Annotated in this window: 11 protein-coding genes; 7 read left to right on the plus strand and 4 right to left on the minus strand. The window is 61.4% G+C overall.

Translation table 11 applies throughout. The features are described 5' to 3' along the window. Positions 1-84 precede the first annotated feature (84 nt). From J3S89_RS09355 to J3S89_RS09365, 3 genes are all read right to left on the minus strand, one after another. Positions 85-903 (minus strand): glutamine amidotransferase, encoded by an 819-nt coding sequence (locus tag J3S89_RS09355; protein ID WP_338020048.1) that lies wholly within the window; start codon positions 901-903, stop codon positions 85-87. An 11-nt stretch (positions 904-914) separates the two neighbouring features. Further along, positions 915-1,226, minus strand: a complete 312-nt coding sequence (locus J3S89_RS09360; protein ID WP_217927237.1) for a hypothetical protein — start codon at positions 1,224-1,226, stop codon at positions 915-917. Positions 1,227-1,330: 104 nt separating this feature from the next. Next, entirely contained in the window at positions 1,331-2,062 is a 732-nt protein-coding gene (locus tag J3S89_RS09365; protein WP_338020049.1) for a helix-turn-helix domain-containing protein, read from the minus strand. A gap of 196 nt (positions 2,063-2,258) precedes the next feature. Between J3S89_RS09365 and J3S89_RS09370 the strand changes: the two genes are divergently transcribed. The 7 genes from J3S89_RS09370 to J3S89_RS09400 all read left to right on the plus strand — a co-directional run bounded on the left by J3S89_RS09370 (position 2,259) and on the right by J3S89_RS09400 (position 13,035). Beyond that, positions 2,259-4,997, plus strand: coding sequence for a nitrate/nitrite transporter (locus tag J3S89_RS09370; protein ID WP_217927261.1), 2,739 nt, complete (start codon positions 2,259-2,261; stop codon positions 4,995-4,997). A gap of 21 nt (positions 4,998-5,018) precedes the next feature. Beyond that, complete coding sequence (locus tag J3S89_RS09375; protein ID WP_217927239.1) at positions 5,019-8,780, plus strand: nitrate reductase subunit alpha; 3,762 nt, start codon at positions 5,019-5,021, stop codon at positions 8,778-8,780. A gap of 11 nt (positions 8,781-8,791) precedes the next feature. Next, positions 8,792-10,315 (plus strand): nitrate reductase subunit beta, encoded by a 1,524-nt coding sequence (gene narH, locus J3S89_RS09380; RefSeq protein WP_217927240.1) that lies wholly within the window; start codon positions 8,792-8,794, stop codon positions 10,313-10,315. Beyond that, a complete protein-coding gene (gene narJ, locus J3S89_RS09385) occupies positions 10,312-11,055 on the plus strand; it encodes a nitrate reductase molybdenum cofactor assembly chaperone (protein ID WP_338019799.1) in 744 nt (247 codons plus the stop codon). The genes narH and narJ overlap by 4 nt, the downstream gene beginning before the upstream one ends. 11 nt (positions 11,056-11,066) lie before the next feature. Then, the gene (gene narI, locus J3S89_RS09390; protein ID WP_217927241.1) at positions 11,067-11,771 is read left to right on the plus strand and encodes a respiratory nitrate reductase subunit gamma; all 705 of its coding nucleotides are present in this window, start codon (positions 11,067-11,069) and stop codon (positions 11,769-11,771) included. 4 nt (positions 11,772-11,775) lie between these two features. Next, positions 11,776-12,603: a peptidylprolyl isomerase gene (locus J3S89_RS09395; RefSeq protein WP_217927242.1), complete on the plus strand. Its 828-nt coding sequence runs from the start codon at positions 11,776-11,778 to the stop codon at positions 12,601-12,603. A 72-nt stretch (positions 12,604-12,675) separates the two neighbouring features. Further along, positions 12,676-13,035: a TusE/DsrC/DsvC family sulfur relay protein gene (locus J3S89_RS09400; RefSeq protein ID WP_217927243.1), complete on the plus strand. Its 360-nt coding sequence runs from the start codon at positions 12,676-12,678 to the stop codon at positions 13,033-13,035. Positions 13,036-13,263: 228 nt separating this feature from the next. Here the strand turns inward: J3S89_RS09400 and J3S89_RS23625 are convergent, their stop codons facing one another. Then, a complete protein-coding gene (locus J3S89_RS23625; protein WP_217927244.1) occupies positions 13,264-13,524 on the minus strand; it encodes a helix-turn-helix domain-containing protein in 261 nt (86 codons plus the stop codon). Positions 13,525-13,544: the final 20 nt, after the last annotated feature.

Genomic DNA, 13,544 nt, shown 5'->3' on the forward strand with positions numbered 1-13,544 from the left:
CTCGCGGGCGGGCGCGCGAAATCGCAAGGTTTTCGATCAGAACCCATCGAAACCCGGCAATCGCGAATACGCTCGGGAGTCAAATCACCGCGCCACGTCAATGGCTTGGTCGTTCTTCACGGGTGACCAGATACGCAATCCTTCACACCAGTCGATGAAGAGTGCCCGCCCGGCTTTGCGCAGGATCGCCGCATGGCGGGCGGCCTCCGCTCGGAGATGGCGCGGATCGATACCTGCTGCTGCGAGTTCGCAGGCATGGCCGATGAGCCACCGTTCGAAGCCGGCAGTCGGGTCGACCTCTGCATGGAATTGAAGGCCGAGGATGTTCGATCCGATCGCGAATGCCTGATTGTGACAGAGCGCCGTGCTCGCCAGGCACTCGGCGCCGGCCGGCAGCTCTGCGACGTCGCCGTGCCAGTGCAGGACGGACACCCCATCGAGATGTCGGAGCGGGCTCGTTGTCCCGGCCGACGTGAGGGCGAGCGGCGCAAAGCCGATTTCCTTCCCCGGTCCCGGCGCGACATCGCCACCGAGCGCCGATGCGATGAGTTGCGCACCGAGACAGATGCCGAGCGTAGGGGCCCGGTCGTCGAGCCGCGCACGGATCACGGCCTTTTCGGCGGCGAGGTATGGATAGGTGTCCGCCTCGTAGACCCCGATCGGGCCGCCCAGAACGATCAGCAGGTCGGCATCCAGGGCGATCGATCCGGTCACGTCGTCACATCCGACGTCGAGCATCGTCACTTTGTATCCGAGCGCCGACAGGACGGGAGCGAGGGAACCGAGATCTTCGAACGCAACGTGACGAAGGGCGACGACGAATTTGGACATGGTGGGCTCCAATGGATCGATCTCGGCGACGGCATGCATCCCGGGCGGCACCGTCGCATCGCGCCGGCCCATTCCGATTCGCCTCACACGTCCGGTCGCCCAAGCCGTTCGAGCATCTCGTCCAATACGGGACCGGTCATGGCGAATTCGATGACATAGTCGGCGCCCTCGGTGGAAACCACGACCGCATCGACGAAACCGAGAAGACATGCGTTCGATTCATGGCCTGCACCAAATCGTAACGTGTTTCCAATGGCCGGCCGCATGGTTGAAGTGATGCTGATGCGATAGGTGTTGTCGTCGAGCCTCTCGAGTAATGTTGCACTCAAACGAGCTGTGCGGCCGTCGCGCTCAAGGCGTCCCTCGAGAACGCTGGGTTGCCGTTCCGTGGTCATTTTCCTTGCTCCGATGATGCGGCGCCATTTGGCACCGACGGCTCGTTCTTCAGAGGCGATGCGCCGGTTCTCGGATCTCATCGGCGAGGAAGAGAGCGCCTGCGTCAGATTGTCTCGTCGTCGAGGAGCGGATCTGGGAACGCGAGTTTGCGCAATGCGTCGATGTCGCCGATCCAGACTTTGGCTCCTTCGACCCTCACACCATATTTCGCCAGGGTGGAGAACGCCCGCGACAACACTTCCGGCGCGAGGCCGAGGCGGGCCGCGAGGACCTTCTTCTCGTAGGGCATGTTGAACGCATGGGCTGAGCCGACAAAAATATCTTGGTTTATCAACCAGTTGGCGAGCCTCTCTATGCCGGAGCGGAGCTTCAGCCCCTTCAATTCCTGAGCGACGTGCCGATAGGCGACGGACGCTTCTTCGGCCATGGCCGTCGCGAAACCGGCATCGTCCTGCATCGCGCTTCGGACCGATCCGGCCGGGAGCATGAGAATACGGGCCGCCCTGAGGACGCGGGATGACTGCAGATAGAGCCGGTCCATGACGACGGCGGCAACGATGAACGCTCTGGGGCGTTCGATGACATCGATCGTCGTTTCTCTATTCCGCCAATGTGCCGTCAATTCGATCGTGCCGCTCAGGTTGAAGAACAGAAAGTCGGCCACCTCTCCTTCTCTGTTCAACTGCGTATGTGCAGGGAAGTTCTGGATGAACGCGCCTCGAAGGAGATCCGCAGCCGTCTCTGAACGGCACCGTGCGAACAGAGAACACTGTTTTGCTTCCTCGCAGTCCTGTGGTCTCACGGCCTTTTCTCCTCGCATTTCACCAGTTATCATGATTGATAAAAGTCATTCTTTCATATGTTTAATATCAATTACATAGTAGATAATTATCAATTTTAGGCCAGATACCCGATCATACTTTTGTTGTCTCTCATGTCCTTTTCGACAAACTTGATTCTTATCAACGCTCGTCCTTCGTTGCATTGTCATCAACATCTCGCCATTTCTCTCTGAGGGTGCAGGCGTGACGATGACCACCACCACAGTCGACCAAGGGGACCAGAGTCGCGCGCTCTGGATCTCGACGATCGCGTTCACCGTGTGCTTCGCGGTGTGGACGATCTTCGCCATCATCGGTATTCAGATCAAACAGGATCTCGGGCTGAGCGAGACCCAGTTCGGTCTGTTGGTCGGAACGCCGATCCTGGTCGGGTCGTTGATCCGATTGGCGCTCGGTGTCTGGACCGACCAATTCGGTGGCCGTCGTGTCTTCACCTTCGTGATGCTCGCCGCCGCGGGCGCGACTTATCTGCTGACCTACGCTCAAACCTACTACGAGTTCCTCGTGGCGGCGCTGGGGGTCGGCATCGCCGGCGGTGGGTTTGCGGTCGGCGTTGCCTACGTCTCGCGTTGGTACCCAGCGAAAAAGCAGGGCATCGCGCTCGGCATCTTCGGCGCCGGCAACGTCGGCGCTGCGGTGACGAAGTTCCTCGCTCCCTTCGTGATGGTGGCGATGGGATGGAAGGGTGTCGCCGAAATCTGGGCGGCCGGCATCGCGGTGATGGCGATCGTCTTCTGGTTCATCGCCAAGGAAGACCCTGTAGTCTCCGAGCGCAGGAGACTCGGAACGACCCCGCCGAGTGCTTGGCTCGAAATGGAGCCCCTCAAGAACATTCAGGTCTGGCGTTTTTCTCTTTATTATTTCTTTGTCTTCGGCGCTTTTGTTGCGCTTTCCCTGTGGTTACCTCAGTACCTCATCAAGGTGTACGGCGTCGACATCAAAACGGCCGGTATGACGGCTGCGATGTTCTCGTTCCCGGCGTCCGTGTTCCGGGCCTATGGAGGGCATCTGTCGGACCGCTACGGTGCCCGGACCGTGATGTACTGGACCTTCTTGGTCTCGATCCTCGCGACATTCCTGCTCTCGTATCCGGCGACGGACTATGTCGTGCACACCGCCCAGGGCGATCGCAGCTTCCATCTCGAAATGGGCCTCTTCGGCTTCATCGTCACCATCTTCGTTCTCGGCTTCTTCATGGCCCTGGGGAAGGCTGCGGTCTACAAGCACATCCCGATCTACTATCCGAACAATGTCGGCGCCGTCGGCGGTCTGGTCGGCCTGATCGGTGGTCTCGGCGGCTTCGTTCTGCCGATTGCCTTCGGCGCGCTGTTCGACCTCACGGGTCTGTGGACGAGCTGCTTCATGTTGCTCTTCCTCATCGTCGTGGCGTCGCTGGTGTGGATGCACTTCTCGGTTCGGCAGATGGAAAAAGAGGCGGTCGGCATCACGCTCGATCGGCTCCCCGAATTCCCCGAGATGGAAGAGATCCACAAGCCCGAACACGTCGGCGCACTGTCCGGCAAGGTGCTCGTCGACTGGCACCCCGAGGATGCGGGCTTCTGGGCGAGCACCGGCCGGGCGATCGCGCGAAAGAATCTCTGGCTCTCGATCCCGTCGTTGTTCTTGTCCTTCGCCATCTGGCAGGTGTGGTCGGTCGTCGTGGCGAAGTTGCCGCTCGTCGGCTTCAAATACACCACCGACGAACTCTTCTGGTTGGCGGCGATTCCGGGTCTGAGCGGAGCGACGCTCCGCATCTTCTATTCCTTCATGGTGCCGGTGTTCGGTGGCCGTCTGTGGACGACCCTGGCGACATGGTCGCTGATGATCCCGGCCATCGGCATCGGCTATGCCGTTCAGTCGCCCGACACGCCGTATTTCATCATGCTGTTGCTGGCGCTGCTGTGCGGATTCGGTGGCGGCAACTTCGCTTCTTCGATGTCGAATATTTCGTTCTTCTTCCCGAAGACCGAGAAAGGCAATGCGCTCGCGCTCAATGCGGGCCTCGGCAATCTCGGCGTAAGTGCGGTGCAGTTCGTCGTTCCGCTGATCATTGCTTCGGGCGTCTTCGGCTGGCTCGGCGGTGCGCCGCTGACGGTCGGCGAGGGAGCGAAGGCGGTGCCGATCTGGCTGCAGAACGCCGGCTTCGTGTTCGTCCCCTTCATCGCGATCTCGGCCTTCGCAGCTTGGTTCGGGATGAACGACATCGCGTCGGCCAAGGCGTCCTTCTCCGAGCAGGCCGTCATCTTCAAGCGCTTCCACAACTGGGTCATGTGCGTGCTCTATCTCGGCACGTTCGGTTCCTTCATCGGCTTCTCCGCCGGTTTCCCGCTCCTCAGCAAAATCCTGTTCCCGCAGGTCGACGCGCTGCAGTTCGCCTTTTTGGGGCCACTGGTCGGCGCCCTGGCTCGTTCCGGGACTGGGTGGGTCGCAGATCGGTGGGGTGGTGGTCGCGTGACGTTCTGGGTCTTCCTCGGGATGATGCTCGGCGTCTTCGGCGTGATCACCTTCATCGGTCTGAAGGAACAGCCCGGCGCCTTCTGGGGCTTCTTCGGAAGCTTCCTGTTCCTGTTCCTCATGACCGGTGTCGGCAACGCTTCCACCTTCCAGATGATCCCCAACATCATGCGCAAGGAGGTGGCGCGCCTTGAGCCCAGGCTCGATGCGGCGGCGCGCACCCGCCAAGCGGAAAAGGAATCCGCCGCGATCACCGGCTTCACCTCGGCCATCGCCGCCTACGGTGCCTTCTTCATCCCGAAGTCTTACGGGACGTCGATCGGGCTGACCGGCGGTGTCAGCGCCGCTCTGTGGGGCTTCTTCGCCTTCTACGTGATCTGCGTAGCCGTGACCTGGTTCTTCTACACGCGACGAGGCGGTCTGCTCTACGACGTTGAGCATTCGACCAGGCCTTCAGTCAAATACGCTGGCTAATTGAGAGTTGGAGCTTGGGCCATGAGCCACTTTCTAGATCGACTGACCTTCTTCCAGCGAATGAAACAGCCCTTCTCTGGGGGGCACGGCATCACGACCAACGAGGACCGTCGTTGGGAGGACGGGTATCGCAAGCGTTGGCAGCACGACAAGATCGTGCGCTCGACACATGGCGCGAACTGCACCGGGTCGTGTTCCTGGAAGATCTACGTCAAGGGCGGGATCGTCACCTGGGAGACGCAGCAAACGGACTATCCGCGGACGCGGCCGGATCTGCCGAACCATGAGCCGCGTGGTTGCCCGCGCGGCGCCAGCTACAGCTGGTATCTCTATTCGGCGAACCGAGTGAAGTACCCGTTGGTTCGCTCGGCGCTGGTGAAGCTCTATCGCGAAGCGCGCCGAACCATGACGCCGGTCGCGGCCTGGGCGTCGATCGTGCGCGATCCGAAGAAGCGCGACGCCTATACCACCAAGCGTGGACACGGTGGTTTCGTCCGCGCCGATTGGAACGAGGTCAACGAGATCATCGCCGCGGCCAACGCCCACACGATCAAGGACCACGGTCCCGATCGCGTCATCGGCTTCTCGCCGATCCCGGCGATGTCGATGGTCTCCTACGCCGCCGGCGCTCGCTATCTGTCGTTGCTCGGCGGCGTCTGCCTGTCCTTCTACGACTGGTACTGCGACCTCCCGCCGTCGTCGCCCCAGACCTGGGGTGAACAGACCGACGTGGCCGAGTCCGCCGACTGGTACAACTCGGGCTTCCTCATCCTCTGGGGCTCGAACGTCCCGCAGACTCGGACGCCGGACGCGCATTTCTACACCGAAGCGCGATATCGCGGCGCCAAGAGCGCGGTGATCTGTCCGGACTATTCGGAGGCCTCGAAATTCGCGGACATCTGGCTGTCCGTGAAGCAGGGAACCGATTCCGCCCTCGCCATGGCGATGGGCCACGTGATCCTCAAGCAGTTCCATGTCGATCGGAAGGTCGACTACTTTACCGACTACCTGAAGCGTTACACCGACATGCCGATGCTGGTGAAGCTCGTCAGGCAGGACGGCAAGCTCGTGCCGGATCGGTTCGTTCGTTCGAGTGACATCGCCGGTGACCTCGGCGAGACCAACAACGCGGAGTGGAAGACGCTCGCGTTCGACGCTCAGAGCGGGGAGCTGGTCGCGCCGCTCGGATCGGTCGGCTTCCGTTGGGGCGAGAAGGGCAAGTGGAACCTTGAAGCCAAGCGGTCGGATGGGACCGGCGTCGACCTGATGCTGTCGCTCGCCGATCGCCAGCATGAACTCGCCGACGTGGCCTTCCCGTACTTCGGCAACATCGAGCACGACCACTTCGTCAGTTCCGATCACGCCAGTGTTCTGGAGCGCCGCATCCCGGTCGCCAAGCTGGCGTCGAAGGACGGCGAGATCCTGGTCGCGTCGGTCTACGACCTCTTCCTCGCCAACTATGGCGTCGATCGAGGCTTCGGCGGCGGTAGTGTCGCCAAGAGCTTCGACGAGGACGCTCCCTACACCCCGGCGTGGGCGGAGAAGATCACCGGCGTTCCGCGCGATCAGATCCTTCAGGTGGCGCACGAGTTCGCGCTCAATGCCGAGAAGACCAAGGGTCGCTCCATGGTCATCATCGGTGCCGCGATGAACCACTGGTACCACTGCGATATGAACTATCGTGGTGTCATCAACATGTTGGTGATGTGCGGTTGCGTCGGTCAGTCTGGTGGTGGCTGGGCTCACTACGTCGGTCAGGAAAAGCTGCGTCCGCAGGCGGGCTGGGCGCCGGTCGCCTTCGCGCTCGATTGGGGGCGCCCGTCGCGTCAGCAGAACGGAACGTCGTTCTTCTATGCTCACTCCGACCAGTGGCGCTACGAAACGCTCGATCCCAAGGACATCCTGTCGCCGACGGCGCCGGCCGGGCCGTGGGACGGTGCGCTCATCGACTACAACGTCCGTGCCGAACGCATGGGCTGGCTGCCGTCCGCGCCCCAGCTGGAAATCAATCCGCTGTCGATCGCGGCGAAGGCCGCGGCGGCGGGCCTGGAGCCGAAGGACTATGTCGCCCAGGGGTTGACCTCGGGCGAGTTGAAGATGTCGTGCGAAGACCCCGACAATCCGAAGAACTGGCCGCGCAACCTGTTCGTCTGGCGGTCCAACCTGCTGGGTTCGTCCGGCAAGGGCCACGAGTATTTCCTCAAGCACCTTCTCGGCACCTCTCACGGCGTGTTGGGCAAGAACCTCGGGGAGCAGGGGCTGGCCAAGCCGAAGGAAGTCCGGTGGCACGAGCAAGGGGCAGAGGGAAAGCTCGACCTGCTCGTCACCCTCGACTTCCGCATGTCGACGACCTGCGTCTACTCGGACATCGTGTTGCCGGCGGCGACCTGGTACGAGAAGGACGATCTCAACACCTCCGACATGCACCCCTTCATCCACCCGCTCGGCGCCGCGGTCGATCCCATCTGGGAATCGCGGACCGACTGGGAGATCTACAAGGGATTGGCCAAGGCGTTCTCCGAGGTTGCCCCGGAAGTTCTGGGTGTGGAGACGGACGTCGTTCTCGCGCCGATCATGCACGACTCCGCCGGCGAGATCGCTCAGGCGCTCGACGTCAAGGAGTGGAAGAAGGGTGAGACGCCCGCCGTTCCCGGCCGGACGATGCCGTCGGTTGCCGTCGTGCAGCGCGACTATCCGAACACCTACGAGCGGTTCACCTCTCTCGGCCCGCTGATGGAGAACCTCGGCAACGGCATCAAGGGCATCGCCTGGGAGACCAAGCACGAGGTGGAACTCCTGCGCCAGCTCAACGGTGTCGTGCTCGAGGAAGGTTCGACCAAGGGTCTTGCGAAGCTCAATACCGCGATCGACGCTGCGGAAGCGGTGTTGATGATGGCGCCGGAAACCAACGGCGAAGTCGCCGTTCGGGCTTGGAATGCGTTGTCGAAGACGACGGGTCTCGAACACGCGCATCTGGCTCTTCCCAAGGAGGATGAGAAGATCCGCTTCCGCGACATCGTCGCTCAGCCGCGCAAGATCATCTCCGCACCCACATGGTCGGGGCTCGAGAGCGAGCACGTCTGCTACAATGCCGGCTATACCAACGTACACGAGTTCATCCCGTGGCGGACGCTGACCGGTCGGCAGCAGCTCTATCAGGATCACCTGTGGATGCGGGCCTTCGGCGAAGGTCTCTGCGTCTATCGCCCGCCGATCGACACCCGGACGGTCAAGCCGGTGATCGACAAGCACCCCAACGGCGAGAAGCAGGTGGTGCTGAACTTCATCACGCCGCACCAGAAATGGGGCATCCACTCGACCTATACCGACAACTTGCTAATGCTGACCCTGTCGCGTGGTGGCCCCATCGTATGGATCAGCGAGATCGACGCCAAGGCGGCCGGGATCGTCGATAACGATTGGATCGAAGCCTACAACTCGAACGGGGCTCTGACGGCTCGCGCTGTTGTGTCTCAACGCGTGAAGCAGGGCATGTGCATGATGTACCATGCGCAAGAGAAGATCGTGAACGCGCCGGGATCGGAGACGACCGGGCGGCGCGGCGGCATCCACAACTCGGTCACGCGTGTGGTTCCCAAGCCGACGCACATGATCGGTGGCTATGCCCAGCAGGCCTATGGTTTCAACTACTACGGAACTATCGGCACCAATCGCGACGAATTCGTCATCGTTCGGAAAATCAAGAACCTCGACTGGTTGGAAGGTCCTTATGATCCGACCAAGCAAAAGACGCGCGGCCCTCTGACCTCGGCTGCTGAGTAGGAGTCGTTTCGATGAAGATTCGTGCGCAAATCGCGATGGTTCTGAACCTCGACAAGTGCATCGGCTGCCATACGTGCTCCATAACGTGCAAGAACGTGTGGACGAGCCGAGAAGGTGTCGAGTACGCTTGGTTCAACAATGTCGAGACCAAGCCGGGTATCGGCTATCCCAAGGATTGGGAAAACCAGAAGCGCTGGAACGGCGGCTGGAAGCGCCGCAGCAACGGCTCGATCGAGCCGAGGCAAGGCGGTAAGTGGCGGGTGTTGGCGAAGATCTTCGCCAACCCCGATCTGCCGGAGATCGACGACTACTACGAGCCGTTCACGTTCGACTACGAGCACCTTCAGAAGGCGCCGGAACTCGAAGCGTTCCCGACGGCCCGCCCGCGGTCGCTGATCACCGGCGAACGGATGGAAAAGATAGTCTCGGGGCCGAACTGGGAGGAGATCCTCGGCGGCGAGTTCTCGAAGCGATCGGCCGACTACAATTTCGAAGGCGTACAGAAAGAAATGTACGGCCAGTTCGAAAACACCTTCATGATGTATCTCCCGCGTTTGTGCGAACACTGCCTCAACCCGGCTTGCGTCGCTTCGTGTCCGTCCGGCGCGATTTACAAACGCGAGGAAGACGGCGTAGTCCTGATCGACCAGGACAAGTGCCGTGGTTGGCGCATGTGCATTTCCGGCTGCCCCTACAAGAAAATTTATTACAACTGGTCTTCGGGCAAGTCTGAAAAGTGCATCCTGTGCTATCCGCGCCTGGAAGCGGGTATGCCGACCGTCTGTTCGGAGACCTGCGTCGGCCGCATCCGTTACCTCGGCGTCATCCTCTATGATGCCGATCGGATCGAAACGGCGGCGAGCGAGAAGGACGAGCGGGACCTCTACGACGCCCAGACCGGGATCTTCCTCGACCCCAACGATCCGAAGGTGATTGCCGAGGCTCGGGCCGAAGGCATTTCGGAACAATGGCTGGAGGCGGCCCGCAGGTCACCGATCTGGAAGATGGCGATGGAGTGGAAGGTCGCGTTCCCGCTGCATCCCGAATATCGCACCCTGCCGATGGTCTGGTACGTGCCGCCTCTGTCGCCGATCCAATCGGCCGCCGCGGCCGGCAAGATGGGCATGGACGGCGACATGCCGGACGTCCGGTCGCTGCGTATCCCGCTGCGCTACCTCGCCAACATGCTGACGGCCGGTGACGAGGAACCGGTGGCCCTCGGTCTCGAACGCATGTTGGCGATGCGTGCGTACATGCGGGCGAAGTCGGTGGACGGCGTGATCGACGAGAAGATCGCGGCAAAGGTCGGCATGACCGGCGCCCAGATCGAAGAGATGTACAAGATCATGGCCTTGGCGAATTACGAAGATCGCTTCGTGATCCCCACCACGCATCGGGAATGGGCCGAGGACGCCTACGACCTCAAGGCCTCCTGCGGCTTCTCCTTCGGCAACGGGTGTTCCGATGGAGAGACCCCTAGCCTGTTCGGCGGCAACAAGACGCCGGCGATCCGGAAGCCCGAGGAGTTCGCATGATGCTGATCTTCAAGGCTCTATCGGCTCTCTTGTCATACCCCGGCGCAGATCTGGTCGCCTCGCTCGACGAGATCCGCGTCGTGGTCGACGAGGAGACCTGCCTTCCGAAGGGGGAGCGAGACGCTCTCCTGCGGCTGATCGACGACCTGGCGGCGCATGATCTGGTGGAACTGCAGGAACGCTACGTCCTGCTGTTCGATCGCACCCGGTCGCTCTCCCTGCACATGTTCGAGCATGTGCACGGCGAGAGCCGTGATCGGGGCCAGGCGATGGTCGACCTCCGCGCTCTCTACGAGAGCAAGGGGGTGATCGACGACAGTCGGGAACTGCCGGATTTCGTTCCGTTGTTCCTGGAGTTCCTGTCGATCATCGATCCCTCGGAAGCCTTCGGCCTGATCGCCGAACCCGCTCACGTGTTCGCCGCTCTGGCCGAGCGGTTGAACAAGCGTGGGTCGGTCTATGAAGCGATCTTCCGCGCTCTCGGCGCGCTGGCCAGGGTGCGACCCGACGCGAAGCTTCTCGCCGCACTGCGCGCGGAGCCGGATCCCGAACCCGACGATCTGGAGGCGCTGGACGAGGCGTACGAAGACGCACCGGTCACCTTCGGGGGGCCGGGCGAGGCGTGCGATCCGGACGCACTGACGGCGCGGCTTCGCCAAGCGCGTCGACCGGCGCCGGGGATCGTCCAGTCTTCCCGGCCACAGACCGAATTCACCCATTCCGATACCAAGAGTTCGTGAGGATCCCGACCATGGCTCAGTTCCTCAATCAGATGATGTTCGGCTGGTATCCCTATCTGTGTCTGACCGTTTTTCTGGTCGGCAGTTGGGCCCGCTTCGACCGCGAGCAATACACCTGGAGAACCGGTTCCTCACAGCTCTTGCGCCGCAAGCAGTTGATGTGGGGCTCCAATCTCTTTCACGTCGGAGTCCTGATCATCTTCATGGGCCACTTCGTCGGTCTGCTGACGCCGATCGCGATCTTCGACGCCATCGGCATCCCGCACGGCTTCAAGCAGGTGATGGCGATCGTCGTCGGCGGTGTCGCCGGCCTGATGTGCCTCGTCGGCATCTCCCTGCTCACGCATCGCCGGTTGACCGACGTGCGGATCCGCAAGACCTCGTCCTTCGGGGATACGGCGATCCTCCTCGTTCTGTTCGCCCAACTGCTGCTCGGCCTCCTGACGATCATCGTGTCGCTCGGCCACCTCGACGGCCATGAGATGGTCAAGTTCATGAACTGGGCTCAGGGCGTCCTGACGTTGCAGGTCGACCGCTGGAAGTGGCTGGTCGATGTGCATCCGATCTTCAAGCTGCACCTGGTCCTCGGAATGACGATCTTCCTCGTGTTTCCGTTCACGCGCCTCGTGCACATCTGGTCGGCGCCGGTCTGGTACTTCGGACGGCAGGGCTATCAGGTGGTGCGTACCCGCAAGCATCTGAACGCAGCGGAGTGATCGAATGAGCGGATGCACGATCAACCCGGCGGTGAAAGAAGCCCCGCGGAAAGAGATTCGCGTCGATGGCGTCGTCATCCCTCATCATGAGATCGCGGCGGAGGCGCAGAACCATCGCGCCTCCTCCCCCGCCGAAGCCTTCCGAGAGGCGGCGCGCGCTCTGATCGTCAAGAAGTTGCTCCTCGAGGAGGCGCGGCGTCTCGATCTGCAGGGCGAACCGGAGATCGACGAGGAAGGACGCATCGAAGCCGATGAGGATCGCCTCATTCGGCTCCTGATCGACCGGGCCGCGTCGGTCGATCCGGTCGACGAGGGGGCATGCCGCGCATTCCATGCGGCGAACAAGGATCGGTTCCGCGCTCCCGACCTCTACGAGGCCTCCCATATCCTGGTCGCGCTGGCGCCCGGAGGCGAAGCCGCCGCGCAGGCGAAGGCCGGCGAACTCGCGTCGGCGATCATCAGCGGTGAATTGAACTTCGAGACCGTGGCGCGAGCGGTCTCGGCATGTCCGTCACGCGAACTGGGTGGCTCTCTCGGTCAGGTGACGAAGGGTGAGAACGATCCGGCGTTCGAAGCAGCGCTGGATGTGTTGTCGATCGGCGAAGTCGGAGCCGAGCCGGTTCGTACGCGGTTCGGCTATCACATCATCCGATTGGATCGTAGGCTGAATGGCGACCAGCTTCCCTATGAGAGGGTCCGCTCGCAGATCGTCTCCTATCTCGAAGAGTCGGCAAAGCGAACAGCGATCGCGACCTTCATCGGGAATCTGGTCAGGGGCGCAGAGATCGAAGGGATCGACGTGTCGTCGGCGCCACGCCGGAAAACGGCGTGAGGCGCCTTGGTGCGTGAAGGCTCGGCGTCGGCCGACGATGGATGTCGTGTCTGCTCGAGGGAGATCAACGAAATGCGCGTCGTACCCGAGGTTCCCAGATACATCGATGTTCAGGGCCGGCAGATCGCCGTCGACGAGCAAGGGTTCCTGATCGACCCGGGGCAATGGACCGAAGAGGTCGCGGCGTTCATGGCCGACCAGTTGGATGTGACGCTCACGCCAGCCCATTGGACCGTCATACGGTTCATGCGAGATCGTCTGGAGGAGACCCAGATTTCGCCCGATGCGCGCCATGCCTTCAGACACCTCGAGGCGGGGCTTGCCGGTGCGAACGGGAAGAAGCTCTTCTTCGATTTGTTTCCGAAAGGATATGTCTCGCAGGCCTGCCGTATCGCCGGCATGCGGCAGCCCAGGGCTTGGAGTACCGGCTGACCGAGGCTCGCGCGTCCAATGATTCTGCTCCACGCGGCGTCCCAATAGCTTCCGCCGACAGAATTTTCTATATCATGAAATACGACAGAAATATCGTTGTGGAAATAGAATATAATATTCCCTCTTTGATCGACAGAATCTGCTGGGAAGCCCTAATCGTATAGAGAAGTGTCGGAAGAGCGAATATCAACGCTATTGTTTGGACGATGATCCGTTGGCTGTCGTCGTTCATATCGTCGCCCTTTTTTTGAAGCGGCTTCCATCGCTCTGGTCGATGAGAGCATTGGGCAGGGCGAATGTGCGTAAGAGCGCGGCATCGCTCACTTCCAAACGATCCCTGTGATTAACTAGTCCGAAAGGCTTCAATACCCGCAGGCATCGCGAGAGACTTTCAGGCGTCATTCCCAGTCTTTCAGCAAGGAGTTTCTTGTTGATAGCCAATTCGATGCGGCCATCGTCTCGAGTGTTTTCCAAGATCCAATTTGCCAAGCGTTCTGAGTTGGATCGGA

The organism is Pinisolibacter aquiterrae (assembly GCF_019160155.1).
GTDB lineage: Bacteria > Pseudomonadota > Alphaproteobacteria > Rhizobiales > Ancalomicrobiaceae > Pinisolibacter > Pinisolibacter aquiterrae.

What these genes read in the sequence shown, in the direction of transcription:
- J3S89_RS09355 (WP_338020048.1), bottom strand. Translation starts at nt 903, where the DNA reads ATGGGCCGGCGCGATGCGACGGTGCCGCCCGGGATGCATGCCGTCGCC.
- J3S89_RS09360 (WP_217927237.1), bottom strand. Translation starts at nt 1,226, where the DNA reads ATGACCACGGAACGGCAACCCAGCGTTCTCGAGGGACGCCTTGAGCGC.
- J3S89_RS09365 (WP_338020049.1), bottom strand. Translation starts at nt 2,062, where the DNA reads ATGATAACTGGTGAAATGCGAGGAGAAAAGGCCGTGAGACCACAGGAC.
- J3S89_RS09370 (WP_217927261.1), top strand. Translation starts at nt 2,259, where the DNA reads ATGACCACCACCACAGTCGACCAAGGGGACCAGAGTCGCGCGCTCTGG.
- J3S89_RS09375 (WP_217927239.1), top strand. Translation starts at nt 5,019, where the DNA reads ATGAGCCACTTTCTAGATCGACTGACCTTCTTCCAGCGAATGAAACAG.
- narH (WP_217927240.1), top strand. Translation starts at nt 8,792, where the DNA reads ATGAAGATTCGTGCGCAAATCGCGATGGTTCTGAACCTCGACAAGTGC.
- narJ (WP_338019799.1), top strand. Translation starts at nt 10,312, where the DNA reads ATGATGCTGATCTTCAAGGCTCTATCGGCTCTCTTGTCATACCCCGGC.
- narI (WP_217927241.1), top strand. Translation starts at nt 11,067, where the DNA reads ATGGCTCAGTTCCTCAATCAGATGATGTTCGGCTGGTATCCCTATCTG.
- J3S89_RS09395 (WP_217927242.1), top strand. Translation starts at nt 11,776, where the DNA reads ATGAGCGGATGCACGATCAACCCGGCGGTGAAAGAAGCCCCGCGGAAA.
- J3S89_RS09400 (WP_217927243.1), top strand. Translation starts at nt 12,676, where the DNA reads ATGCGCGTCGTACCCGAGGTTCCCAGATACATCGATGTTCAGGGCCGG.